A 24288-nucleotide genomic window follows, 5' to 3' on the forward strand; every position below is an offset into this window, starting at 1 on the left:
CGCCGATACGTATCGACCGGCGCCCCGTTTACTGGGGCGCCCGGTAAGATTCCCCGATGCCCGCTGCCTCGCCCGACGTCATCGCCGCCCACAAGCATTCCGCCAACCACCGGAGCGAGGTGGAAGCGAGTGCGTTGTGTGGTTGCTTCTACTGCGAGTCGGTATTCGATCCGCGCGAGATCGAGTTCTGGGTTGGGTGGCCGGACGGGACGCCCGATGACTTCGAGTTGAGCACTGGCAACAGTGCGCTCTGCCCAAGGTGCGGCATTGATTCCGTCATCGGGTCCGCTTCCGGCTATCCGATCGATGCTGCGTTTTTGTCGGCAATGCACGCCTATTGGTTCGTATAAGAGCGGGCGCCAAGTCGCCTGCGAACGTTGATGAACTTTGTGCCGGGTGGACCACGTGCCGTTAGTCTTTGGCTTTAAAGATCAAACGGACGCGAATCGTTCCATCAGCCAGAAATACCGCGTGACCTGCATCGGATACGCGTATGACGTCATCCAGTACCGCACGCGCAGCGTCGAGCGCGTCGGCCTCTCCCATTGGAAGATCACCGGCGTACCCGACTTCAAATATCGCAGTCTTGACTCCTTTCGGACTGAAAATTTCAATGCCAGGTCGATACACGCCATCCCCAATAGCCACCGCGGTGGCGGACACTTGGAAACCATCTACTTCCCTCATTGGGGTCTCCTTCGGCTGAGGCACTCCTTCATTACAAATCCTTCTTCGCGGCATTGACGAACGACACAACGTCACCGACTTTGACGTCGTTGGAAGCGAGGCCCTTCTTGGTCCATAAGTCGATAAGCTCCCTCTCCGCCGGCTTGTACTCGCGAGGTTGGCCCTTGCGCCCGGAAAGTCCACATCCGGCAGTCGCCAAGGTGAGAGAGGCAGCGTCCGTCTCTATCTTGATGATGATGCACGCGCCTGTGCCTTGCCCCTGCAACTGAGATGTCACCCATGCAGGATCTGCATCCCGCAGCAACTTATGCGCATTGCCAATCTGGATTGAACTGTCCCTGTCGGTCATCGTCCCCGCCTCAATGCATGTGTAAAAGAGGCCTACGTGGTGTTCGACTGAGGTAGGCCAATTGGTGCAGTGCACATGTGCCATCGGCTACCGTCGGGGCACGTCTGGCGCCAAAGTTACCGAAGGTCAACCAGACTATGCCGCCACAGTCTGGCAAGTTGGACACGGATCCTCGGCAACGGGGTAACGAATTGGGCTCAGAAATCTGTCGAGAATCCATACCAGCACGGGGTGGGTAGTGGCAGCCGTAGACTCCGGAAATAAAATACAGGTGGTGATATGAAGGTTTTTATCAGTTCCCTGATTACCGGTTTGGAAGCCGAGCGCGCCGCAGTCAAACAAGCCGTTGAGTTGCTTCGCCACGAAGCGGTTATGGCTGAGAATTTCGGTTCCCAGGCAAAATCACCACAGATTGCTTGCCTGACGGGGTTGCGCCAAGCCGATTTGGTTGTGCTCATTCTCGACACGCGATACGGCGCCAAGCAGGGCTCTGGCCTGTCGGCTACTCATGAGGAGTATCGCGAGGCTCGTGGTCGGAAGCCGATTCTCACCTTCATCAAGCAAGGCGAGGCAGAGCCCGATCAAGTGGCGCTTATCTCCGAGGCGGGGTCGTGGGAGAGCGGATTGTTTCGAGAATCCTTCTCATCCCCCGAACAACTTCGTGACCTCGTCACGCGCGCGCTCCACGAATACACGCTCTCGCACGCAACGGGGCCACTCGATCCAAACGCAATGGCGCGTCGCGCGCAAGAGTTGCTACCTGGCAGCGAACATGGGCGACAGTCTGGAGTTGCACTGCAGTTGAGCATTGCCGCGGGGCCGGAGACAACGATCCTTAGACCCGCTGAACTTGAATCGGCGGCACTAGCGGAAGCAATGCAGGAACGAGCGCTGTTCGGCAGCGCAGCGGTGTTCGATCGCCGTATCGGAACGGATAGTCGAGTTCAGTCGACGGCGCTGTCGATTTACCAGCAACGGAGCCATGAGTCGCTCGCAGAAGTGCGCGTGTGGGGCACGGGAGATATCCGCCTCATTCTGCCGGCGAGGGGAGAGGGCAGCAGCTCTGGGTTCTCCTTCGTAATCGAAGAGGAAGTTGCATCGAAACTTGCTAATGCAATCGGCTACGCCGCATGGTTGCTCGGCCATATCGATCCAACTGACCGGATCACGCATGTAACGCTTGCAGCGGCGCTGGTGGGTGAGGGCGCGATGGGCTGGCGAACGCGTGATGAGCATGCCGCCAGTCCGAATTCTGGATCGTTCGGTGCATTCGGGCGCGAGCGAGAACGGGAAGCCCCCGTCATGCTTTCGCCGCAGCATCGCGTGCGCGCTGCGCTGTCGATGGACGCAGTGCGGATCGTTGAAGACTTGGTGGTGTTGCTGCGACGCCGCTGGAAAGACATGGATCGCGGCTGGTAATCACGAGGGAGATGAATATGAAGTTTCCAGCGCAGGCATTTGGGCAATTGCATCCGAGTGAGATGCCGGCAGGCAGCTTGTTCAAGACTCGCGACTGCTGGTCGTTGCGCGTCTCTGGTGGCTCCGGCTTTGAAGGAGCTCTGATCCTGGAAGGCGAACGGGCCGGTTGGGTGGTTGAGGTGCGCGCGAGCATGGCGCCCGCGCTGGGCATCATCGCCCCATTCTCTTGGTTCCCAATGGTTTTGCGAGATGCGAAGCCGGCCTTGGACGCGGACCGCACAGTTACGCTAACACTGTCGGAAAGCGGGCCGATCTTGATGGGGGCTGATGCTCGCAGAGACTGGGATCGGGACTACATTTCATTTGGAATCGATGGGCGCAGCGTCGAGTTGCAGGACGAGCACCGGGCCCTCCGGTTCGCCCAATGGACAGTTGAGCTTTGTCATAAGAGCCGCCCGTATTCGAGCCTTGGCACCCTGTGCGAAGTGGATCGCCGGGGAACTTGAGACAGATTCAAACCTGAGAGGGGCGGATGACTTTCCTAAAAGATGATGCGCTGACCCAGATTGCCTTTTCGGTCTTTGAGAACAAGGGCGTCTATGCCGTGCTTTTAGGGTCCGGGATGTCCCGTTCGGCTGACATTCCAACGGGTTGGGAGATCACCATTGATTTGATACGCCGCGTGGCTGCTGCCCGGGATGTTCCGCCGCAGCCGGATTGGGCTCAGTGGTATCGCGACGAAGTGGGCGAAGAGCCGAACTATTCGAGGCTGCTTGAAGCGCTCGCCACGTCACCAGAGGAGCGGCGGTCAATCCTTCACAGTTACATCGAGCCAACTGCCGACGATCGAGAGCAGGGCAGGAAGTTGCCGACGGTAGCGCATCAGGCAATCGCAAAGCTGGTCGCGGCCGGCTACGTGCGAGTCATTCTCACCACAAATTTCGATCGGTTGATGGAGAACGCGCTTCGCGAGGCAGGCGTAGAACCAACGATTGTTTCGTCGGTGGACTCGATGAGCGGCGCAGAGCCGCTCACGCACAGTCAGTGCTATCTAGTGAAGCTGCACGGAGACTACAAGGACTCACGCATACTCAATACTGATCAGGAGCTTGAGGCCTACCCAAGGGAATATGACTTGCTCTTGGACCGCGTCTTTGACGAGCATGGGCTCATTGTCTGTGGCTGGTCTGGCGATTGGGACCACGCACTTCGTTCCGCGATGCTTCGTGCGCCGAGTAGGCGGTACAGTGTTTTCTGGGCAACCAGGGGGTCCATCAGCGAGAGCGCTACGCAATTGGTGGAACAACGTAGGGCGAGGACGTTTCAGATCATCGGCGCAGATGAGTTCTTTGTCAGCTTGCAAAGGTCAGTAGACACGCTTGAGCAAACTAGACGCAAACGCCCGGAAAGTCTGGAGCTCCTAGTCGCAAGCGCAAAGAAGTACCTTGCGAAACCTGAGTTTCGCATTTCACTTGATGACCTGGTTACAGGTGAGACAGAAAGTCTGCTTTCATCATCGGACGCGCCTGAGTTTGCACTTGAGCGACCTTGGGACGAGGCGTCGTTTCGCTTAACCGTTGGACGCTATGAAGGGCTGGTCGAGCCCTTCGCTCGGGTGGCTGGAGTCTTGGGCAGGTGGGGAGATGGAAGTGAACTTCCGATGATGCAAGAGGCTGTTCGAGCTTTGCACCACAGCGCGTACCAACAAAGGAATGGAGTGGTCGTATGGGCACAGCTTCGCGCGTATCCGGCAGTTCTGCTTATGACGGCCTACGGTATCGGACTAACAAGGGCCGAGCGCTGGCGTGCGTTGCACACGTTCATGACGACGACGCTGGCGTCGGATCGAGACGACGCGAAAAGCATCGTGTCAGAGCTCTTCTTGTGGGCGTGGGATTTGGGTCAAGACAAGGTCTTGTGGCAAAAGCTTGAAGGTCTAGAGAATCACAAGACTCCCTTGAGCGATCACCTCCTACAGGTAATGAACTCGTGGAAGTCAAGTTTTGTGGGCACGGTGCCCGATTTTGAACTCCTCTACGAACGGTTCGAAAGCCTAGCGTCGCTCGCGCACTTTGAGCGGAATAGTGAGGAGAGTTTGGAGGAGGCGGTAAAAGGCCAGGAACACTTGGCGTGGATGCCTGTCGGCCGCTCTGGATGGCACAGTCAGAACTGTCTAAAGCTCATTCGCGAGTTTGAATCGGAGCCGCGCGAATTAGAACTTGTGTCTTCGGGTTTCGCTTCCGGCAGCAGGCGCAAGCTGAAGCTTTACCTCATCAACCTACAAAGATTGGCATCCAGAATGAGGTGGTAGCGGAGCGGGATCCTCGTAGGGGCTGATGTCGCGTCAAGATCAAGCGCGTGGACCGCAACAAACGAAAACGGCCACCCTCAGGGTGGCCGTAGCGTCTAAACCTGGTGGGCGGTGCAGGGTTCGAACCTGCGACCCTTGCCGTGTGAAGGCAATGCTCTACCGCTGAGCTAACCGCCCGATGCAGGCGCGGCATTCTACGGAAGCGCTCCGGATCGGGCAACGCCTTTTTTGCGCCTACTCGATCTGGTCCCGCGCCCAGGCGGCGTCCAGCGCTTCCATCGCGTCCTTCGGCTTGGTCTTCGCGGCCTTCTCGAATGCGCCGGCGGCGGCATCCTCCTTCTTCTCCCCATGCAGCAACAGCAGCACGTTGCCGTGCTCGATGTGCGCGATGGGGGAGTCGGGCGTCAGTTTCAGCGCCGTCTTGATGTGCGTCTCGGCCTCGCTGGCCTTCGCGCCATACGTGAGGCCGCCGATCATGGCGCCGATCTTGCCGATGATCTCGGCGTGGTACAGGGCCAGGGCGGTGTGGGCTTCGGCGTGCTTGGGCGCCCGTTCCAGGGCGTTGTCGAGCGAGGCGCGCACCTTGCCGGCGATGCCCTGCTTGAGCGCCTTGGCGATCGACAGGCCCTGGCTGTAGCGGCCCAGCGCGAAGGCGTGGCGGTAGTGGCTGTTGGCGTCGTCGGGCAGGGCCTTGATGGCGGCCTCGGCCAGCTTGGCGGCCTGCTCGAAGCGCTTCAGCTTTTCGTCGTCGTCGTCCACCAAGTACGTGGCATGGATGCCGAGGGCCTTGGTGGCCACCGAGGCGCCGACCGGGCCGAGGGCGTCGCCGGCCTCGAACGCGGCCTGGAAGTCGCCGCGATGGAAGGCGCGCCAGGCGTCCTGCAGCGCGTCCGCCAATGCGTCGGCGTCCAGCTTCGGGGCAGCCTTGCCGGCCGCTTTCAGCAACGCGGCGGCGCGCTTGCTGTCGGGGAAGGGTTCGGCGTCGCCGGCGTGCAGCTGCGGCCAGGCTTTCTTCAATGCGTCGCCGGCGTAGGCGAACGCCTTGGCATCGTGCGGGAAGGGCGCCCACTTGGACTTGGCCATGCATGCCTCGATCCGTCGAAAGAAGCGGCAGCATTGCGCTGCGTGCGGCCCGAGGCAAGAGGCCGCGGCAGGCCCATGCATTTTTCACGTGGTTCTACATGGTGTGACTACTCTATTGGTGCGCTTGCACGCTACGCGCCGGATCAGGAGCCTTCCCCCATGTCACATCGCGAAACCAACCTGCGTCATCTCTGGCTTGCGGGCCTTGGGCTCATGGCGCGGGTGCGGCGCAAGATTGAGTCGATTTCGGCGAACCCGACGAAGGAACCGCCTGCGGAATTCGTGACTACGCAGAAGGTGGCTAAACGGGCGGTGCGGAAGGTGGCTTCTTCGGGGTCGCGGAAGGCGGGTGAGACGGAGTCGCAGCGAAGGATTGCTGGGCGTGGGCGGTGATTAGCGCAGCGTCGGGGCGTCCCCTCCCGGCCTCCCCGCGAGCGGGGAGGAGACAGGCAAAAGCTTAGTCGCGGTAGGCCTGGATCAGGCCGTTGAGGTGCACGCGCTCTGCGTCTCGCAGGAACGGGGCCAGCAGCATCATCACTTGCACGATGCCGGCGCGGATGGACTGCTGTTCGTCCTTGTCGCCGCGCGCGGACGCGTAGTTGAGCCAGAACGTGGCGATCACCAGCACGTTCGTCGCGGCCGCATCCAGTTCGTCCGCCGAGGCGCGCATCACGCCGGCCTGCGACAACCCCCGCATCACTGCATGCGCCTGTTCGTCCGCGCGGCGCAGGATCCGTGCGAAGCGGATCCGCAAGCGGCGGTTGCGGCTCAGGATGTTCGCGAGGTCGCGGTACAGGAACCGGTAATCCCAGATGCACTCGAACACCAGGTGCAGCTGCAGCCAGATGTCTTCCAGGCCGGGCAGGCGGCCTTCGGGGGCGCTCAGGGCGGCATCGATGCGCTCTTCGTAACGGCCGAAGAGGTGCTCGATGATGTCGTCCTTGTTACGGAAGTGGTAATACAAATTGCCGGGGCTGATCTCCAGCTCGTCGGCGATGTGGTTGGTGGTGACGTTGGGTTCGCCCTGCGCGTTGAACATCGCGAGCGACGCATCGAGGATGCGCTGTCGGGTCTGCCGCGCCATGGGGTCTCGCCTTGGGTCAGGCGGTGAGATTCTTCACCAGGTCGACGTACTTCTGCATCGCGTCGTCCTGCGAGGTGCCGCTCAACTTGGCCCAGGCCTCGTACTTGGCCGTGCCCACGAAGTCGAAGAAGCCGGGCTTGGGGCCGCTGACGTCGCCTTCCGAGCCCTGCTTGTAGAGCGCGTACAGGCGCAGCAGGGTGTCGTTGTCCGGGCGCTCGGCCAGGGACTGGATGTCTTTCGCGGCCTGGTCGAAGCGGGCTTTCAGATCGGACATGGGGCCACCGTCGGTCGGGGGCCGCGCTCCGTGTGCGCGGCGAGGCGGCATCACAGCACGCGTCCGGAAGCCGGTCAATACGCAGGGGAATTGTCGAGGCGGCGGGTGTCTGGCAACGTAGCGCGTGAACACGGCGGCACCGTCGCCCGGGGAGCATGCAATGAGCTACTTCGTCACCGGCGCCACCGGCTTCCTCGGTCGCTACCTGGTCAGTGCGCTGCTCAAGCGCAAGGGCCCCATCCACGTGCTGGTGCGCAAGGATTCGCGCAAGAAGCTCGATGCCATCGCCACCAAGATGGGCTGGGACATGAAGCGCATCTTCGTCGTCGAAGGCGACATGACCGCGCCCAGGTGCGGCGTGTCGGCCGCGCAGGTGAAAGCGCTCAACGGCAAGATCAAACACTTCTTCCACCTGGCCGCCATCTACGACCTCACGGCCGACGCCGCGTCGCAGCGCGCCGCCAACGTGGATGGCACGCAACATGCGTTGGACTTCGCGGCCGCCATCGGCGCGGGCATCTTCCACCACACCTCGTCGATCGCGGCGGCCGGCATGTACCCGGGCGTGTTCCGCGAAGACATGTTCGCCGAGGCCGAAGGCCTGGACGATCCGTACCTGCGCACCAAGCACGACTCGGAAGGCCTGGTGCGCGAAGAGAAGCGCATCAAGTGGCGCATCTATCGCCCGGGCATGGTGGTCGGTCATTCGAAGACCGGCGAGATGGACAAGATCGACGGCCCGTACTACTTCTTCTCCTTCATCAAGAAGCTGCGCGAGATGCTGCCGCAGTGGATGCCCACGCTCGGCATCGAAGGCGGGCGCATCAACATCGTGCCCGTGGACTTCGTGGTGGATGCGATGGACCACATCGCGCACAAGCCGAAGCTCGACGGCCATACGTTCCATTTGACGGATCCGGAACCGATGCGCGTCGGCGAGGTGCTCAACACCTTCGCGCGCGCCGGCCACGCGCCGGAAATGACGCTGCGCATCGACGCGCGCATGTTCGCCTTCGTGCCCAGCGGCATCCGCAGCGCCGTGGGCAACCTGCCGCCGGTGCGGCGCTTCATCGGCATGCTGCTGCGCGACTTCAAGATCCCGAAGTCCACGCTCAAGTTCATCACCTATCCCACGCGCTTCGACAACCGCGAGACCGAGCGCGCGTTGAAGGGCAGCGGCATCTCGGTGCCGGCGCTCGACACGTACGCGTGGCGCCTGTGGGATTACTGGGAACGGCACCTGGATCCCGATCTCTTCATCGATCGCTCGCTGAAGGGCAAGGTGCGCGGCAAGGTCGTGCTGATCACCGGCGGGTCGTCGGGCATCGGTTTGTCGACGGCGCAACGCGTGGCCGAAGCCGGCGCGATCACCATCATCGTGGCGCGCGGCGAAACCGAACTGCACAAGGCGCGCGACGACATGAAGTCCCGCGGCGGCAAGGTGTTCGCCTACACGGCGGACCTGGCCGACATGGCCGACTGCGACCGCCTGGTCAAGACGGTGCTGGAGGAGCATGGGCACGTCGATGTGCTGATCAACAACGCCGGGCGGTCGATCCGCCGGTCGATCGAACTCAGCTACGACCGCTTCCATGATTTCGAGCGCACGATGCAGCTGAACTACTTCGGCAGCCTGCGCCTGATCATGGGCTTCCTGCCGACGATGACGCATCGTCGCAAGGGCCACATCATCAACATCAGCTCGATCGGCGTGCTGGCCAATTCGCCGCGCTTCTCCGCCTACGTTGCGTCGAAGGCGGCGCTGGATGCGTGGTCGCGGTGCGCGCAGGGTGAGTTGTCGGGCCGCGGCATCGCGTTCACCACGATCAACATGCCGCTGGTCAAGACGCCGATGATCGCGCCGACCAAGATGTACGACAGCGTGCCCACGCTGACGCCGGAAGAAGCCGCGGACTTGCTGGTGAAGGCGATCATCGAACGCCCGAGCCGCATCGCCACGCGCCTGGGCATCTTCGCCTCGGTGATCAACGCGCTGGCCCCGAAGGCCTACGAAGTGGTGATGAACACCGCGTTCGAGTTGTTCCCGGATTCGGCGGCGGCCAAGGGGGACAAGAAGGCGCTACGGGGGGAGACGGCGCCGAGCAACGAGCAGATTGCGTTTGCTTCGTTGATGCGGGGGGTGCATTGGTAGCCGACCCGCTCGTCATTCCCGCGAAGGCGGGAATCCAGAGCGACGGCAAAAGCTGGATTCCCGCCTACGCGGGAATGACGGCGATGCGCGTCAGAACGTCGCGCATTGCTTGAACCTGACCTGCTGCGTACTACCTTCCGGCGGCTGCAAATGCACGCGCGACGTCCGCAAATTCGCGAACCGCGTCAGCACCGTGCACACCTCGTCGAAGCGCTCCGTGCTCGTCTCGTCCACGTGCACCATCAGCGTGGACTTGGTCGTCCATTCCGCGCGCTCGATGCCGGGCAGCGTCGAGACGATGCGCGCGACTTCCACGCGCTGGCGCTCTTCTTCCGCGGGCGTGGATGCGACGTTGTCTTCCGGCAGCGTCACGCCGATCGGGGAGGCCGTGGCGACGGCTGCCGCGGACACTGCTGGGGCTTCCATCACCGACGCGGGCGTTGCGGCGAGCGGCGTCGCTTCCGCCACGGATTCATGCGTGCGCGAGTTGCCGTAGAACACGGCGACCGCCAAACCCGCGACCAGCGCGCCCATCCACGCCAGCGTGACCTGCCGGCGCGCGCGATGCGCGGCTTCGCCACGCACTTCGTCGGTCAGCGAGGCGGGCAGCAGCGGGCGGATTTCCGGCCACAGCTTGCCGCCGTCGATCAGTTCGATGGAGTTCTGCTGCGCAGGCTTGCGCGCGTCCGGGTCGACGTTGCCGCCGGTGACCAGCAGGCCGTGGCGCGCGCCCTGGAATTTCATGGCGGCTACGAACTCCGCCACCGTCTGCTGCGTGAGGCGATACGCCGAGCCGTGCTTGGCGCTGAGCAGCGTGCGTTCGTTGTCGCGCATCAGCAGGAATTCGGTCTGCTGGCCGCGGTCGGCTTCATCTTCGAAGGTGAGCACGTCGTAGCCGCGGTGGCGCATCGCGTCGAGCACGAAGTGCGAGAACTCGCGCCAGCGCATCGCCGACAACGCGCGCACGCCGGTCTCCGCTTCGTCCTGGCGACGGCGGATGGTCCAGAAATAGAGGGTGCCGAGGGTGCCCAGCGCGATGGCGACGACCAGGGCGAGCAGGAGCGTGGGCGCTTCGAACATTCGGCTCAGGCATGGGGCGGGAGGCGCGAATCATACGCCACGGCCCGCGCACGCCTGCGTGCGCTGCTGCTAGGAAACGTAAGGGGCCCGCCGGCCCGGAACCATAAGGGGAGGGGAACTACGGTCGGAGTGGACCGGCGGGCCTGGAGCGTTACGCGACGGGCGGCTTCTTCGTCGCTTTCTTCGTGGCGCGCCTGGCGGCGGGCTTCTTCGCCGGCGCGGCGGACGCGGTGCTGCGACGGGCCTTCGGCGCCGGCGAACCACCGACGCGACGCAGCTCAGCCGTCAGCCTATCGACGCGATCGGCGAGCGAGGCCAGGTCGTCGCGGCCGGGCACGCCCAGCTTCACGAGGGCGCGCTGCACGCGATCCTCGAACACCTTCTCGAGGCGATCCCACGTATCCACGGCGCGTTCGCGCGCCTGGCCCACGCGGCTCTCGACGGCGTCGCGCACGACGTCGGCGCGGTTGCCGGCGAGCTTGCGCGCGGTCTGTTCCAGGTTGAGGCCTTCCTTGACCAGGCCTTCGAAGAGCTTGGTGCCCTCCGCCTGCGCGCGACCGAAGGCGCCCACGCCCGCGAGCCAGATCTGCTGGGCCGATTCGCTGAGGGACTTGGACAGGCGCTCGGCCTGCGCCTGGGCGCTGGCGTCACTGGCCTTCGTGCGCGACGACGTCTTGCGTGCGGTCTTCTTGAGCTTGGCCATGTGCCCTCCGCGGGCGGGGATCGGTGGAGTAGGGGATGGAGAATCGGCGCGACGTCTAGAGCAATCACACGACCCTGTGTACTCGCGCCCGGGTGAGTACGTTGTCCCCGCGAAGGCGGGGACACCCAGTGAGGGCGTTCCGCCACGTCCCGCCGCATGTCTCTTTTCCGCTGTCACAGCAGAAAAGAGACACGCGACGTGACGCGTCGGACCTCGTCGCGGTTTTGTTTTCGCCAACACGTCGTAGTAGTGCCTCGCACCGCGTCGGATGGCCGCTGGCGAACACACCTTCTCCGGAGGGAGGCGCTCGCCCACCTCGAGCCCTCGCATCTGAAATGCCTCACTGCTCTCTGGCAGGCGATGCGCCAGTCCAAGTCTGTGCCTCGCACACATTAGGAAGGAGGGCCGAGACACCGCGCTTTTGCTGCTGCTTTCGAAAGAAGGAATTGCAGCAAGCAAAGTTTCGGTGAGGCGCACCGCACGCCGAGCCAATCCCGCGCAGCCGTCCATGGATGGACGGCGCCGATGCTCGCAGCCAGGGATGGCGAGGCAGCGGAGCGGGATTGGCTGGGCGTGCAGTGCGCCGTCGGTCCGAGTGCAGCTGTTCGCCAGCGACCCAGAGATGCGGTGCCAGGGTCTACCCCTACGCAGCGTCGCAACGACCCGGTCGCGAAGCGCTTCGACGTGATGAGGGCCTATAGGTCCGTACAGTGCGCCATGGATGGCGCACGGCCGGCGTCTTGCGGCTGGACGCATCGCAAAACGACGGGGGAGGACCTATAGGCCCTCATCGCGGCGGAGCGCCGGGCCGGAGGCGGTTGAACCCGCTTTTGACCTCAACGCTGCCCGATCAAGTGCTCGACATCATCCAGCGCCCGGCGCAACCGCGCGGTGGTTTCCGTCGCCCTCGGCGGCTTCGGCAAACCATCGAGGATCGACCGCGTTTCGTCGTTGATGATCTCCTCGCGCAACGCCAACCCGTGCGCCGCCAGCACCGGCTTCAGTTCCGCCGCACGCTTGCGCAGGTCGTCCATCGTGTTGCGGTACGCCAGCTCGCACACGCGCCGGCGCGCCGCGAAGCTGAAGACATTCGTGAAGAACAACTCGCCGTCGTCGCTGTTGGGCTCGAACACCAGCTGGTCGATGTCCGGGTACGTCTGCGCGTAACGCGCCAGGCCCACCTGCATGCGCGATTGCAACAGCGTGCGGAACGTCTGCGACAGCACCACCGGCAGGCCGCCTTCCGACAAACGCTGGTCGATGCCGCCCGGCGTGCGCACCGCGTTGCCGGAATCGAACGGCACCAGCGGATTGATGCCGATCAGCAAATCCACGCCGCGCTCGAGCAGCAACGACGCATGCATCGTGCGGCGCAACGCGCCATCGACGAAATGCTTGCCGCGTACTTCCACTGGCGCATAGAGACCCGGCAACGCCGCACTGGCCTGCACCGCGCGCGAGATCGGCACGTCGTCCCAGCCTTCGTCGCCGAAGCGCACGGCCTTGCCGCTGTCCAGCTCCACCGCAATCACGTACAGCGGCGCGGCCAGTTCGCGGAAATCGTTGCTGCGCCCGCGGCGGGTGAACACTTCGCGCAGGAAGCGTTCGATTTCCGTGCTGTCGAACAAGCCCGTCGGCACCAGCCCGCCGAAGCGCGCGATCGCGTCGGACCAGCGCGAATCGCCGCGGCGGAACAGCATGTCGCGCCACCATTCCATCGCCAGGCGCGGCGCGTTGGACGCGCGGCGCATGTATTCGAAGAACGCCGGGCGCAGGAACGTCTCCGGCCGGAACTGCACGTCGTCGCTGTCGCCGGTGATGAAGATGCGGCACATCTCCGCCGTGCCCATGCGGTTGGCCAGGCCCGCGGCGAGGAACGCGCCGGAGCTCACGCCCACGTAGCAATCCAGGCGAGTGAGGTCGAGGCCTTCGATGGCTTCGTCCATCGCGCGCAGCGCGCCGAGTTCGTACATGCCGCCGATGGGGCCGCCGCCGGCGACGGCCAGGCCGATCTTCGGCGTCGTGGAAGCGGGGGTCGGCCTTGAACGGGCAGGGTGCAGGGAAAGCATCGAGTGAAGGGCGTTGCGGTGGAGTCGGCGGACTATACGGCGTCGAATGTCACCGCTGCGCTCACCGGTCCCGCAGAATCACGCCCCATGTCCGCCCCGCAAACCCCGCTGCTGCGCCGGCTGGCCTGCCACCAGGCCCTGCACGACCCGGCCCGCGAACCCCGCAACCGCCTGCGCTGGCTGCCGGAACTGCGCCGCTGGCAGGCCGCGCGGCTCGAACGCAGCTTCGCCGGTTACCTGGCCGATCCCGAAGTCGCCCCGGCCGCGCACTTCTTCCTCACCGATGTCTACGGCGACCACGACTTCAGCCGCCGCGACGCCGACATCGCCCGCGTCATCCCGACCATGCAGCGCGTGCTGCCGGCCTCCCTGCTGGCGACGGTGAGCGACGGCATCGCGCTCGGGGCGCTGACGCATGCCTTCGACCTGCGCATGGCCGAAGCGCTGCATTCGCTGTTCCCCGACGGGCGCCGCCTGGACGACAAGCGCTACGCGCAGGCGTATCGGCGCGTCGGATTGCCGCGCCTGCGCGACAAGCAGATCGCCCTGATCGAACAGGTCGGCCACGGCCTGGCCGCGGCGCTGCGCTTGCCGGGCGTGGGGATGCTGTTGCGGATCTCGCGCGGGCCGGCGCATGCGGCCGGCTTCGGCGAGCTGCAGGCGTTCCTCGAACGGGGCGTGGCGGCGTTCCGCGAACTCGGGGACGCCGATGCGTTCCTGGACGACATCGCGCTGCGCGAACGGGCGCTGGCGGCCCGTCTATTCGAGGGCGTGGCCGACCCGTTCGCGGTCTGACTCAGGCGAAGCGTTCGCCCAGCACGCGGCGGATTTCCTGTTCGATCGGGCCCTTCATCGCCGACAGCAGGAACCCCAGCTTCGCGGTGACGTGCAATTCCTTCGGCATCAGTGCGATGTGGCCATCCACGCCCGAGCGCGAGAAATGCAGCGTGTCGCCTTCCCAGCGGCTTTCCATCCCGAACCGCGCGTCCAGCTTGTCCGCGACTTCCTGCACGGCCTTGCGTGCCTGGGCCGTCGGCAGTGCGTGGGGATGGCGGATATCGATCTGGGACATGGCGGGCTCCGGGGAAATTGTTGGCAACTAGAGTGGACGCATTGTGCACGCATGCTAGATTCCCGCGCGGTGGATACCTTGCGATTGCGCTTCACGAACTCGAACCAGCCCGACCTCGCGGTCGGCCCGGGCCTGCATGGCATCGGGCGCGCCGCGGACGGCACGCTCGCGCCCGTGCCCGACAAGGGCGCAGCGATGGCGCAGTTGTGCATCGATCGCCGCGGCGTCTGGCTGACGCTGGGCGAGGGCGCGCGCACCGTGCACGTCAATGGCCGCCCGGTGCGGCGCATGGCGATGCTGCGCGTCGGCGATGCGATCTACGTCGACGGCAACGAATTGCTGCTGCTCGGCCCGAAGGGCGATCGCGCGCTGCCGCCGGCCGCCAACGGCGTCGGTGACGCAGGCGATCCGCGCATCCTGTTGCGCGGCGTGGGCGGCCAGTACCACGGCCGCAGCTTCACCCTCGAACGCCCGCGCATCATCGGCCGCGGCGTCGAAGCCGACATCCGCATCGACGACCCCGCCTTCGCCGAACGCCACGCCCGCATCGAAGTGCAGGGCGGCAACGTGCTGCTGCGCAGCCTGCCGGGCGCGGAGCCGAGCGTCGTCAACGGCGAATCGGTGCGCGACGCCGTGCTGCGCACCGGCGACCAGATCGTGTTCGATGCGCACCAGCGGTTCGTCGTCGAAGCACCGGGCCGGCCCAACATTCCGCACGACGCGATGGCGCCGGAGTTACCGGACGACATCGACTTCGCGCAGACGAGTGCGACGCGCAACCGGAATACCGCGCGGCGCTTGCCGTGGTTGTTGCTGGCGGCGTTGCTGCTGGCGGGGGCGATCAGTGCGATTCTGTGGTTCGGGTCGCCGGGGTGAGGCAAGAGCGGGATGACCGAACTTCCGCCGCCCGGCGAACCAGACAAGCTCGATACCCTTCCGCGTCGTAGGCTGCCTGGGCCGTTGCGCGCTGGCGCGGCGCTTCTGCGTGTGTGTGCGGGGTTGTTCGTGGCCTTCGTCGCGCTCTTTTGCTTCGCGGTGTCGCTGCTGAAGGTGCTCTTTGATCGTGACAACGGCCGCGGCTTGATCGGCGGTCTGATCCTTGGCGCGACGAGCCTGTGGGTGGTCACGTTGGGCGTGCGACTTGTTTTCAACCGTCGCAGCTACGGCGGATTGCTGCCGCCTTGGTTCTTGCGCTTGTTTGCCGTGTACCTGGTGTCCTTTCCGATCTTCTTGCTCGTCACTCAGCAGAACACGTCCTGGCCTTGGTGGCGCTACCTGTTAGCCGGGGCAATGATGTTGTCAGGCGTGTCGTACTGGTCAGTGGCGGCGTACCGAAAGGCAAGCCACCTCCGCGCCTGAAGGTGGTCCACCCACCCGATTCCGGCCCTTTCCCTGTTCCCTATTCCCCGTTCCCGCTCTTCAAGGGCATCACCCCCGCCCGCGAAACCGACGGCGTCGTCACCCGCCCAACCCGCGCCGCCCCCCACTTCTTCCACACCCGCCACCCCAGCAACACCGCCAGGATCCCCGCATACAACGCGGGCTCGCGGATGTCCGATTTCACCAGCCACCAGAAATGCAGCACCGCGAGCACGCCGATCGCGTAGACGAGCTTGTGCAGGCGCGCCCAGTTGCGGCCGAGGCGCTTGATCCACCCGGTGGTGGAGGTGATCGCGAGCGGCAGCAGCAACAACCACGCGGTGAAGCCGACGGTGATGTAGGGCCGCTTCACGATCTCCGCGAAGATCTGCGTCCAGTAACCGCGCAGGTCCAGGCCGAGGTACGCGCTGAAATGCAGGGTCGCGTAGAAGAATGCGTACAGGCCGAGCATGCGGCGGAAGCGCACCAGCACGGCCTGGCCCGTGAGTTGCCGCAACGGCGTGACCGCGAGCGCGAGCATCAGGAAGCGCAGCGCCCACAGGCCGAGGCGATGTTCGATTTCGGCGACGGGATCGGCGCCCAGTGCGTCGCTGCCGGTCTGCGAAACCGTCCACACCTGCCAGCCCAGCCACGCGGCCGGCGTCAGCGCGAGCGCATGCACGACGGTCTTCGCCGCGATGATCCCCGCCGGCGTGCGGCGCTTCGCGCTCAGAACCACTTCCTCAGGTCCATGCCCGCGTACAGCGATGCGACCTGCGGGTAGCCGTTGAACAGCTTCGTCGGGATGCGTTCTGCAAACAGCTTGCTCGCGGTGCCGGCGATGCGGCGCTCGGTCTTCTGGCTCCAGCGCGGATGGTCGACGTTCGGATTGACGTTGGAGAAGAAGCCGTACTCGCTCGGCTGCGAGGCGTGCCACGCGGTCTCCGGCATCTTCTCGACGAACTCGATGCGCACGATCGACTTGATCCCCTTGAACCCGTACTTCCACGGCACGAGCAGTCGCAGCGGCGCACCGTTCTGCTGCGGCAACGCCTTGCCGTAGAGCCCGGTGGCCAGGAACGCGAGCGGATGCATGGCCTCGTCGATGCGCAGGCCTTCGCGGTACGGCCAGTCGAGGATCGGATAGCGGATGCCCGGCATCTGCACCGGATCGCCCAGCGTCACGAAGGCCACGTACTTCGCCTTCGAGGTGGGCTCGAATCGCTTGAGCACCGGGCCCAGCGGCACGCCGAGCCACGGGATCACCATCGACCAGCCTTCCACGCAGCGCAGCCGGTAGATGCGTTCCTCGGGCTTGAAGCCCTTCAGCAGGTCGTCGAGCGACAGGCGGCCGGGCTTGGCGCATTCGCCGCCGACCAGGACGGTCCAGGGTTTGGTGCGCAGGGTTTTCTTCGCCTGCGACGGGTCGGCCTTGCCGCTGCCGAACTCGTAGAAGTTGTTGTAGCTGGTGGCGTCTTCGAAACGCGTCAGCTCTTCCGTGGTGCGGAAGCCGGAACTCGCCTGTGCCGGGGTCACGATGGTCTTCGACGGCGGCGGCGGGGGCGCGGCATCGCTGCAGCCCGACAGCGCCAGGGTGGGCATCGCGGCGAAGGCAGCCAGCAGCCGTCGGCGATCGGCGTAGACCGCCTCGTCGGTGATCTGCGAAGCGGGGATGTTGAGGGCGTCGCGCAGGCTCATGTCGGGCTCCTTTGGTAGAGCAATTCGCCCGAGGGCACCGGAAGGTTACGTGCGAAAGCATCCAGCGGATGCGAAGAGTGCTTCCACTCCAATTCTCCTGTTGCATACTGGCCCGCCACCATTCAGGAGCTTTCGCCGACATGTCCCGCGCCTACAACTTCAGCGCCGGTCCGGCGACCCTTCCCGAACCGGTGTTGCGCCAGGCGCAGTCGGAAATGCTGGAGTGGCGCGACGCGGGTGCGTCGATCGTCGAGATCAGCCATCGCGGGCCGGAGTTCCTCGAAGTCGCCACCAGCGCCGAGCGCGCGTTGCGCGCGCTGCTCTCCATCCCCGACGACTACGCGGTCCTGTTCACCCAGGGCGGCGCCACCACGCAGCAGGCGCTGATCCCGCTCAACTTCGCGCAGCCGGGCCAGCCGGCCGATTACGTCGTGACCGGGCACTGGGGCAAGACGGCGCTGAAGCAGGCCGGGCCGTACGTGGCCACGCATGTCGCGGCCAGCAGCGAGGCCGACGGCTATCGCAACATTCCCGCGCGCAGCACCTGGCAGTTCGCCGCCGATGCGGCGTACGTGCACATCACCGCCAACGAAACCATCCACGGCGTCGAGTTCCGCGAGATCCCGGACGTCGGCGACGTGCCGCTGGTCGCGGACTTCAGCTCCTCGATCGCCAGCGAACCGTTGGACATCGGCAAGTTCGGCGTGATCTACGCCGGCGCGCAGAAGAACCTGGGGCCGGTCGGCATCAGCGTCACCATCGTCCGCCGCGACCTGCTGGAACGCGCCGGCCAGCCGCGCGCCGACATCTTCGACTACCGCTCGCAGCTCAAGGGCGAGTCGATGCTCAACACGCCGCCCACCTGGAACTGGTACATGCTCGGCCTCACCGTGCAGTGGATGCTGGACGAAGGCGGCGTGGCCGAGTTCGCGCAGCGCAACGCGCGCAAGTCGGCGCTGCTGTATTCGGCGATCGACGAGAGCGGCGGCTTCTATCGCAACGAAGTCGACCCGGCCGTCCGGTCGCGCATGAACGTGCCGTTCTTCCTCAAGGATGAAGCGCTCGACAAACCCTTCCTGTCCGAAGCCAAGGACGCCGGCTTGATCGCGCTCAAGGGCCACCGCGTGATCGGCGGCATGCGCGCGTCGATCTACAACGCGATGCCCGAGGCGGGCGTGCAGGCGCTGGCCGATTTCATGCGGGACTTCATGCGGCGCCATGGCTAAGGCGAAACCGCCGTCGAAGGCGAAACCCGCGCCGCGCACCAAACGCGTGGCTGCGGCGGTGCCGGAGTCGCTGGGCGCGCAACCGGATCTTGCGGCGGTGCGCGCGCAGATCGATGGCATCGATCGCGAGATCCAATCCCTGATCGCCGAACGCGCCCTGTGGGCGCGGCAGGTCGGCAAGGCGAAGGGCAAGCTCGCCGCCGCGGTGGATTACTACCGGCCCGAACGCGAAGCGCAGGTACTGCGCCGCGTGGTGGACCGCAACGAAGGCCCGCTGGCCGACGACGTGCTGGTGCGGCTGTTCCGCGAAATCATGTCCGCGTGCCTGGCGCAGCAGGAACCGCTGAAAGTCGGTTACCTCGGGCCGGAAGGCACGTTCTCGCAGCAGGCGGTGCACAAGCACTTCGGCCATTCGGCGAAAGGGCTGCCGCTGGCGAGCGTGGAGGAAGTGTTCGACGAGGTCGCCGCGGGGCACGCCGATTTCGGCGTGGTGCCGGTGGAGAACTCGGGGCAGGGCACCATCCAGTCGACGCTCGACATGTTCATCACCTCGCCGCTGAAGATTTGCGGCGAAGTGGAATTGCGCGTCCATCAATACTTGCTGTCGCGCACGGGGCATATCGAAGACATCGAACGCGTGTATTCGCACGGGTTGTCGCTCGCGCAGTGCCGCGGGTGGTTGCGGCAGCACCTGCCGCAGGCGGAGAAGCATGCGGTGGCCAGCAATGCGGAAGCGGCGCGGCGTGCGCGCAACGCGGATGACTCGGCGGCGATCGCCGGCGAGAACGCGGGGCACGTGTACGGATTGAAAGTGGTGGCGGGGCCGATCGAGGATCGCCCGGACAACACGACGCGGTTCCTGGTGATCGGGCGGGCGCTGTTCCCGCCGTCCGGACATGACCGCACGTCGATCATGGTGTTCGTGCGCGACCAGCCGGGCGCGCTGTTCAAGGTGCTGGAACCGCTGGCGCGTCGCGGCATCAGCATGAACCGCATCGAGTCGCGGCCCGCGCATACCGGGCTGTGGCAGTACGCGTTCTTCATCGATGCGGGCGGGCACGTGGAAGAGTCGCCGTTGCGCGATGCGCTGGCGGACCTGGAAGACTTTGCCGAGAACGTCACCGTGCTGGGGTCGTATCCGGTGGCCGTGCCATGACTTCAGACGGTGTGGGTTTCGAAGCGCTGGCGCAGCCCGGCATTCGTGGATTGCGCGCCTACGATCCCGGCCACGATCTCGTGGCGTGGCGGCGGCGCGTGGGGCCGGGGTTGATCGAACTCGGGTCGAATGAAAATCCCTGGGGCCCATCGGCGGCCGCCCGCGATGCGGTGCTGGATTGTTTGCACTCGCTGCATCGGTATCCCGATCCGCTGGGCGGCGACTTGAAACGCGCCCTGGCCGCGAAACTCGGCGTCGAAGTCCCGCAACTCCTGCTTGGCAACGGCTCGCATGAATTGCTGATGCAGGTGGGGCAGGTGTTCGCGGGTGCGGGCGATGAGATCGTGGCGTCGGAGTTCGGCTTCGCGGTGTATGCGTTGGCGGCGCAAGCCGCGGGTGCGACGCTCGTGCGCGCGCCGGCATTGCCGCGATCGCATGCGATGCCGCGCGGACATGACCTCGACGCATTGGCCGACGCGATCACGCCGCGCACGCGCGTGGTGTATCTCGCCAATCCCAACAATCCGACGGGCACATGGTTCGCCATCGACGCGCTCGCCGCGTTCCTGGCGCGCGTGCCCGACACGGTGATCGTCGTGGTCGACGAGGCGTACGCGGAATTCGTCGACGATGGCGCGACCGCGTTGTCGCTGCTTCCTTCGCATCCCAACCTCGTGGTCACGCGCACCTTCAGCAAGGCGCATGCGCTGGCGGGCTTGCGCGTGGGGTATGCGGTCGCGCATCCCGGCTGGGTCGCGGTGATGGAGCGCGTGCGTGAAAGCTTCAACGTGAACCTGGTGGGCCTGGCGGCGGCGGAAGCCGCGCTGGCCGACGACGCGCACATGCGCTGGGCACTCGCGCGCAACGCCGAGGAGCGTGCGAAGCTCAGCGAGGCGTTGTCGTCGCGCGGGTGGTTCGTGCATCCGTCGATGACCAATTTCCTGCTGGTCGAATTCGGCGCCGACACGCCGATGTTCGAAGCCGGCCTGCTCGAACGTGGCCTCGTGCTGCGCCCCATGGGCGGGTATGGTCTGCCGCAGTGCCTGCGCATCACGGTGGGCGATCGCGACGAAAACCGGCGGCTCCTCGCCGCCCTGGATGAGATGCGATGAACGCGAAGGACCCGCTGCAACAGGACTGGATCGCCGCACGCGGGACGCCGTTGCACGGCGTGCTGGACGTGCCGGGCGACAAGTCCGTCTCGCACCGCGCGATCATGCTGGCGGCGCTGGCCGATGGCACGTCGCAGATCGATGGGTTCCTCGAAGGCGAAGACACGCGCGCGACCGCGGCGATCTTCGAACGGCTCGGCGTGAAGATCGAAGTGCCGGCCTCGCGCACGCGCATCGTGCATGGCGTGGGCCTGGATGGTTTGAGCGCACCGCATTCGCCGCTGGATTGCGGCAACGCGGGGACGGGCATGCGCTTGCTGGCGGGCTTGTTCGCCGCGCAGGCGTTCGACAGCGTGCTGATCGGCGATTCGTCGCTGACGCGGCGGCCGATGCGGCGCGTGCTGGATCCGCTGTCGCGCATGGGCGCGAAGATCGCCGCGCACGATGGTTTCCCGCCGCTGCGCATCACCGGCGGCCAGGAACTGCAGGGCATCGTATACAGCTCGGAGATCGCGAGCGCGCAGGTGAAGTCTGCGGTGCTGCTGGCGGGCCTGTACGCGAAGGGCGAAACGCGCGTGCAGGAGCCGCATCCCACGCGCGACTACACCGAGCGGATGCTGCAGGCGTTCGGCTGGCCGGTGGAATTCTCGCCGGGCCTGGTGCGCCTGCCGGGAGGGCATCGGTTGACGGCGGCGCATGTGTCGGTGCCGGCGGATTTCTCGTCGGCGGCGTTCTTCCTCGTGGCTGCGAGCCTGATCCCGGAATCGGACGTCACCTTGCGTCGCGTCGGCATGAACCCGCGGCGCACCGGGTTGCTGCGCGTGTTGCGCGAGATGGGCGCGCAGATCGAGGAAACCGATGCAGGCGAGGAGGGCGGTGAAGCGCTCGCCGACCTGCGCGTGCGCCACGCCCCGTTGCATGGCATCGAAATTCCGCGCGACGCAGTGCCGGACATGATCGACGAGTTCCCCGCGTTGTTCGTCGCGGCCGCATGCGCGAAAGGCGCGACGGTGGTGCGTGGCGCCGCCGAGTTGCGCGTCAAGGAATCCGATCGCATCGCCACGATGGCCGCAGGCTTGCGCGCACTGGGCATCGAAATCGAAGAAGCCGCCGATGGCGCGACGATCCATGGCGGCACGCTGCGCGGCGGCAGCCTGGCCTCGCAGGGCGATCATCGCGTGGCCATGGCGTTCGCGATCGCGGGCCAGTTGGCGGAGGACGAAGTGCGGATCGCGGATGTGGCGAATGTGGCGACGTCGTTCCCGGCGTTCGATTCGCTGGCGCGCAAGTCCGGTTTCAACCTCCGCGCCGCATAACCGCTTGTCTCCTCCCCGCTCCGCGGGGAGGCCGGGAGGGGACGCCCAGATCGCGTCGATCCTTAAAGCTTGAACTCCACCGGCACGACAATCGTCTCCGCCACCGCCTGCCCACCCCGCATCGCCGGCTTGAACCGCCACCGGCGCACCGCATCCACCGCGGCCTTGTCCAGGTCGCGCGACAGGCTGCTGCTCTCCACGCGCACATCCGACGGCACGCCATCCGGCCCGACGTCCACCGCGAGCCGCACCGTGCCCGTTTCATTCCGCCGCATCGCGCGCTGCGGATAGCGCGGCGAGGGCGAGGACACCGGCACCGGCATCGTCGCCGGTGCAGCGGAGGCCATCGTCGGCGGCGGCACGGGCCGCGGCGCCACCGGGGCGACCGGGCGTGGCGCTTCGATCACGCGCGGCCGGTCTGCCGACGCGTTTTCATCCGGTTCTTCCATCCCGCTCGCGCCCGCCGCATCGCCCTGCATCGGCGCGGGCAACGGTGCGAATCCCGGCTCCTGGCTCGTCGGCGCCACGGGCGCGGTGGCCACGTGTTCGCCGCGCGCGTTCATCCACACGACGAGGAACACCACCAGGCCCAGGGCCAGCGCGCCGAGGATCAGGAGCGTGCCGCGCATCGAAGGAAGCACGGATTTTACAGCAGGGGACATGGGGACCTCGCCGGGGGATGTCGCGGGACCGCTGGATTCTGTCACGCACGGGATTGGCGTCCCGTCAGCGCGCGCGCGATCCACAGGCCATAATTCAGCCCCCATACCGAAACGCCCCCGACCTCCCCATGCTCGACCCCGCCCTCCTGCGCAGCCATCCCGCCGACGTCGCCGACCGCCTCAAGGCCACCCGCGGCTTCGACCTGCCGGTCGCGCACATCGAACAGCTGGAGGCCGAGCGCAAGCGCCTGCAGGTCCGCACCCAGGAATTGCAGAACCTGCGCAACACGCGCAGCAAGGCGATCGGCATGGCGAAGGCGAAGGGCGAGGACGTCGCGCCGCTGATGGCCGAAGTCGCCAGCTTCGGCGACGAGCTCAAGGCCTCGGAGATCGAACTCGAACGCCTCCGCGGCGAGCTCGAAATCCTCGCGCTCGGTATCCCCAACCTGCCGCACGCCGACGTCCCGCTGGGCGCCGACGAAGCGCACAACGTCGAGATCCACCGCTGGGGCAAGCCGCGCGTGTTCGATTTCGCGGTGAAGGATCACGTGGAGCTCGGCGCGCGCCATGGCTGGCTGGACGGCGATACCGCCGCCAAGCTCAGCGGCGCGCGTTTCACGATCCTGCGCGGCGGCCTGGCGCGCCTGCATCGCGCGCTCGCGCAGTTCATGCTCGACCTGCACACCAACGACCACGGCTACGAAGAAACCAACGTGCCGCTGATGGTCAATGCCGAAAGCATGCGCGGCACCGGCCAGCTGCCGAAGTTCGAAGACGATCTGTTCGCGACGCAAGTGCACGGCGACGAAGGCGGCCGGCGTTACCTCATCCCGACGTCCGAAGTGCCGCTGACCAACATCGTCCGCGACGTGATCGTGGACGACAACCAGCTGCCGATGCGCATGACCGCGCATTCGATGTGCTTCCGCGCCGAAGCCGGCAGCCATGGCCGCGACACGCGCGGCATGATCCGCCAGCACCAGTTCGAGAAGGTGGAACTGGTGTCGATCGCGCGCCCCGACGAGTCGTACGCCGAACACGACCGCATGACGCGCTGCGCTGAAGTCGTGCTCGAAAAACTCGGCCTGCCGTACCGCCGCGTGCTGCTGTGCACCGGCGACATGGGCTTCGGCGCCACGAAGACCTACGACCTCGAAGTCTGGCTGCCGTCGCAGGACACGTATCGCGAGATCTCCAGCTGCTCCAACTGCGAAGCCTTCCAGGCCCGCCGCATGCAGGCCCGCTGGCGCAATCCGTCGACCGGCAAGCCGGAGCCGGTGCATACGTTGAATGGTTCGGGCGTCGCCGTGGGCCGCGCGTTGATCGCGGTGATGGAGAACAACCAGAACGCGGACGGCAGCATCACGGTGCCGGACGTGTTGCGGCCGTACATGGGGGGGGTTGAACAGATTTCGTGAATCGGGACCGGGGACCGGGGACCAGGGACCGGGGACCAGGGACCAGGGACCGGGGAAA

Annotated in this window: 25 protein-coding genes and 1 tRNA gene; 13 read left to right on the plus strand and 13 right to left on the minus strand. The window is 65.7% G+C overall.

The window, feature by feature from the left end; all coding sequences use genetic code 11:
• Positions 1-56 precede the first annotated feature (56 nt).
• A complete protein-coding gene (locus LYSCAS_RS13760; protein ID WP_213434624.1) occupies positions 57-350 on the plus strand; it encodes a cytoplasmic protein in 294 nt (97 codons plus the stop codon).
• Positions 351-411: 61 nt separating this feature from the next.
• Here LYSCAS_RS13760 and LYSCAS_RS13765 read toward each other — a convergent pair whose 3' ends face one another.
• Both LYSCAS_RS13765 and LYSCAS_RS13770 read right to left on the minus strand, forming a co-directional pair.
• Positions 412-687 carry a hypothetical protein gene (locus LYSCAS_RS13765; RefSeq protein WP_213434625.1) on the minus strand — a complete coding sequence of 92 codons (276 nt, stop codon included), beginning with the start codon at positions 685-687 and terminating at the stop codon, positions 412-414.
• 31 nt (positions 688-718) lie between these two features.
• Complete coding sequence (locus tag LYSCAS_RS13770; RefSeq protein ID WP_213434626.1) at positions 719-1036, minus strand: hypothetical protein; 318 nt, start codon at positions 1034-1036, stop codon at positions 719-721.
• Positions 1037-1315: 279 nt separating this feature from the next.
• Between LYSCAS_RS13770 and LYSCAS_RS13775 the strand changes: the two genes are divergently transcribed.
• Genes LYSCAS_RS13775 through LYSCAS_RS13785 form a run of 3 tightly spaced genes read left to right on the plus strand, consistent with a single transcriptional unit; the run spans position 1316 to position 4766 of the window.
• Complete coding sequence (locus tag LYSCAS_RS13775) at positions 1316-2455, plus strand: DUF4062 domain-containing protein (protein WP_213434627.1); 1140 nt, start codon at positions 1316-1318, stop codon at positions 2453-2455.
• Between the two features lie 11 nt (positions 2456-2466).
• A complete protein-coding gene (locus tag LYSCAS_RS13780) occupies positions 2467-2961 on the plus strand; it encodes a hypothetical protein (protein ID WP_213434628.1) in 495 nt (164 codons plus the stop codon).
• Positions 2962-2987: 26 nt separating this feature from the next.
• Positions 2988-4766, plus strand: a complete 1779-nt coding sequence (locus LYSCAS_RS13785; RefSeq protein WP_213434629.1) for an SIR2 family protein — start codon at positions 2988-2990, stop codon at positions 4764-4766.
• Positions 4767-4868: 102 nt separating this feature from the next.
• Here LYSCAS_RS13785 and LYSCAS_RS13790 read toward each other — a convergent pair.
• The 4 genes from LYSCAS_RS13790 to LYSCAS_RS13805 all read right to left on the minus strand — a co-directional run bounded on the left by LYSCAS_RS13790 (position 4869) and on the right by LYSCAS_RS13805 (position 7207).
• Positions 4869-4943: transfer RNA gene (locus LYSCAS_RS13790), tRNA-Val, on the minus strand.
• A gap of 57 nt (positions 4944-5000) precedes the next feature.
• Complete coding sequence (locus tag LYSCAS_RS13795; RefSeq protein ID WP_213434630.1) at positions 5001-5849, minus strand: hypothetical protein; 849 nt, start codon at positions 5847-5849, stop codon at positions 5001-5003.
• 457 nt (positions 5850-6306) lie between these two features.
• Positions 6307-6933 (minus strand): TetR/AcrR family transcriptional regulator, encoded by a 627-nt coding sequence (locus LYSCAS_RS13800; protein WP_213434631.1) that lies wholly within the window; start codon positions 6931-6933, stop codon positions 6307-6309.
• Positions 6934-6949: 16 nt separating this feature from the next.
• Complete coding sequence (locus tag LYSCAS_RS13805; protein ID WP_213434632.1) at positions 6950-7207, minus strand: acyl-CoA-binding protein; 258 nt, start codon at positions 7205-7207, stop codon at positions 6950-6952.
• 160 nt (positions 7208-7367) lie between these two features.
• Between LYSCAS_RS13805 and LYSCAS_RS13810 the strand changes: the two genes are divergently transcribed.
• Entirely contained in the window at positions 7368-9359 is a 1992-nt protein-coding gene (locus LYSCAS_RS13810) for an SDR family oxidoreductase (RefSeq protein ID WP_213434633.1), read from the plus strand.
• 90 nt (positions 9360-9449) lie between these two features.
• On the opposite strand, the gene LYSCAS_RS13815 is transcribed toward LYSCAS_RS13810, so the two are convergent.
• From LYSCAS_RS13815 to LYSCAS_RS13825, 3 genes are all read right to left on the minus strand, one after another.
• Positions 9450-10439 (minus strand): restriction endonuclease, encoded by a 990-nt coding sequence (locus LYSCAS_RS13815; protein WP_213434634.1) that lies wholly within the window; start codon positions 10437-10439, stop codon positions 9450-9452.
• 151 nt (positions 10440-10590) lie between these two features.
• Positions 10591-11142: a phasin family protein gene (locus LYSCAS_RS13820; protein ID WP_244858549.1), complete on the minus strand. Its 552-nt coding sequence runs from the start codon at positions 11140-11142 to the stop codon at positions 10591-10593.
• 836 nt (positions 11143-11978) lie between these two features.
• Positions 11979-13211, minus strand: a complete 1233-nt coding sequence (locus tag LYSCAS_RS13825) for a patatin-like phospholipase family protein (RefSeq protein WP_213434635.1) — start codon at positions 13209-13211, stop codon at positions 11979-11981.
• A gap of 87 nt (positions 13212-13298) precedes the next feature.
• On the opposite strand from LYSCAS_RS13825, the gene LYSCAS_RS13830 reads away from it, so the two are divergent.
• On the plus strand, positions 13299-14006 hold the full coding sequence (locus tag LYSCAS_RS13830; protein WP_213434636.1) for an FFLEELY motif protein: 708 nt from the start codon (positions 13299-13301) through the stop codon (positions 14004-14006).
• A 1-nt stretch (position 14007) separates the two neighbouring features.
• On the opposite strand, the gene LYSCAS_RS13835 is transcribed toward LYSCAS_RS13830, so the two are convergent.
• Entirely contained in the window at positions 14008-14283 is a 276-nt protein-coding gene (locus LYSCAS_RS13835; RefSeq protein WP_213434637.1) for a polyhydroxyalkanoic acid system family protein, read from the minus strand.
• A gap of 51 nt (positions 14284-14334) precedes the next feature.
• On the opposite strand from LYSCAS_RS13835, the gene LYSCAS_RS13840 reads away from it, so the two are divergent.
• Positions 14335-15159, plus strand: a complete 825-nt coding sequence (locus LYSCAS_RS13840) for an FHA domain-containing protein (protein ID WP_213434638.1) — start codon at positions 14335-14337, stop codon at positions 15157-15159.
• A 12-nt stretch (positions 15160-15171) separates the two neighbouring features.
• Positions 15172-15642: a hypothetical protein gene (locus LYSCAS_RS13845; protein WP_213434639.1), complete on the plus strand. Its 471-nt coding sequence runs from the start codon at positions 15172-15174 to the stop codon at positions 15640-15642.
• A 40-nt stretch (positions 15643-15682) separates the two neighbouring features.
• On the opposite strand, the gene msrQ is transcribed toward LYSCAS_RS13845, so the two are convergent.
• A complete protein-coding gene (gene msrQ, locus LYSCAS_RS13850; protein ID WP_244858759.1) occupies positions 15683-16345 on the minus strand; it encodes a protein-methionine-sulfoxide reductase heme-binding subunit MsrQ in 663 nt (220 codons plus the stop codon).
• Positions 16346-16371: 26 nt separating this feature from the next.
• Entirely contained in the window at positions 16372-17340 is a 969-nt protein-coding gene (gene msrP, locus LYSCAS_RS13855) for a protein-methionine-sulfoxide reductase catalytic subunit MsrP (protein WP_213434640.1), read from the minus strand.
• A gap of 140 nt (positions 17341-17480) precedes the next feature.
• Here msrP and serC point away from each other — a divergent pair, with 140 nt between their 5' ends.
• From serC to aroA, 4 genes are read left to right on the plus strand one after another with little or no spacing between them, the layout of a single operon-like run.
• Positions 17481-18566: a 3-phosphoserine/phosphohydroxythreonine transaminase gene (gene serC, locus LYSCAS_RS13860; RefSeq protein WP_213434641.1), complete on the plus strand. Its 1086-nt coding sequence runs from the start codon at positions 17481-17483 to the stop codon at positions 18564-18566.
• Complete coding sequence (gene pheA / locus LYSCAS_RS13865; RefSeq protein ID WP_213434642.1) at positions 18559-19722, plus strand: prephenate dehydratase; 1164 nt, start codon at positions 18559-18561, stop codon at positions 19720-19722. Before serC ends, pheA begins: the two co-directional genes overlap by 8 nt.
• Positions 19719-20834: a histidinol-phosphate transaminase gene (hisC, locus tag LYSCAS_RS13870; RefSeq protein ID WP_213434643.1), complete on the plus strand. Its 1116-nt coding sequence runs from the start codon at positions 19719-19721 to the stop codon at positions 20832-20834. The genes pheA and hisC overlap by 4 nt, the downstream gene beginning before the upstream one ends.
• The gene (aroA, locus tag LYSCAS_RS13875; protein ID WP_213434644.1) at positions 20831-22150 is read left to right on the plus strand and encodes a 3-phosphoshikimate 1-carboxyvinyltransferase; all 1320 of its coding nucleotides are present in this window, start codon (positions 20831-20833) and stop codon (positions 22148-22150) included. Before hisC ends, aroA begins: the two co-directional genes overlap by 4 nt.
• Positions 22151-22212: 62 nt before the next feature.
• Here the strand turns inward: aroA and LYSCAS_RS13880 are convergent, their stop codons facing one another.
• Complete coding sequence (locus LYSCAS_RS13880) at positions 22213-22779, minus strand: energy transducer TonB (protein WP_213434645.1); 567 nt, start codon at positions 22777-22779, stop codon at positions 22213-22215.
• A gap of 161 nt (positions 22780-22940) precedes the next feature.
• Here LYSCAS_RS13880 and serS point away from each other — a divergent pair, with 161 nt between their 5' ends.
• Positions 22941-24230 carry a serine--tRNA ligase gene (gene serS / locus LYSCAS_RS13885; RefSeq protein ID WP_213434646.1) on the plus strand — a complete coding sequence of 430 codons (1290 nt, stop codon included), beginning with the start codon at positions 22941-22943 and terminating at the stop codon, positions 24228-24230.
• Positions 24231-24288 lie beyond the last annotated feature (58 nt).

The sequence above is a fragment of the Noviluteimonas caseinilytica genome (assembly GCF_018406605.1).
Classification (GTDB): domain Bacteria; phylum Pseudomonadota; class Gammaproteobacteria; order Xanthomonadales; family Xanthomonadaceae; genus Noviluteimonas; species Noviluteimonas caseinilytica.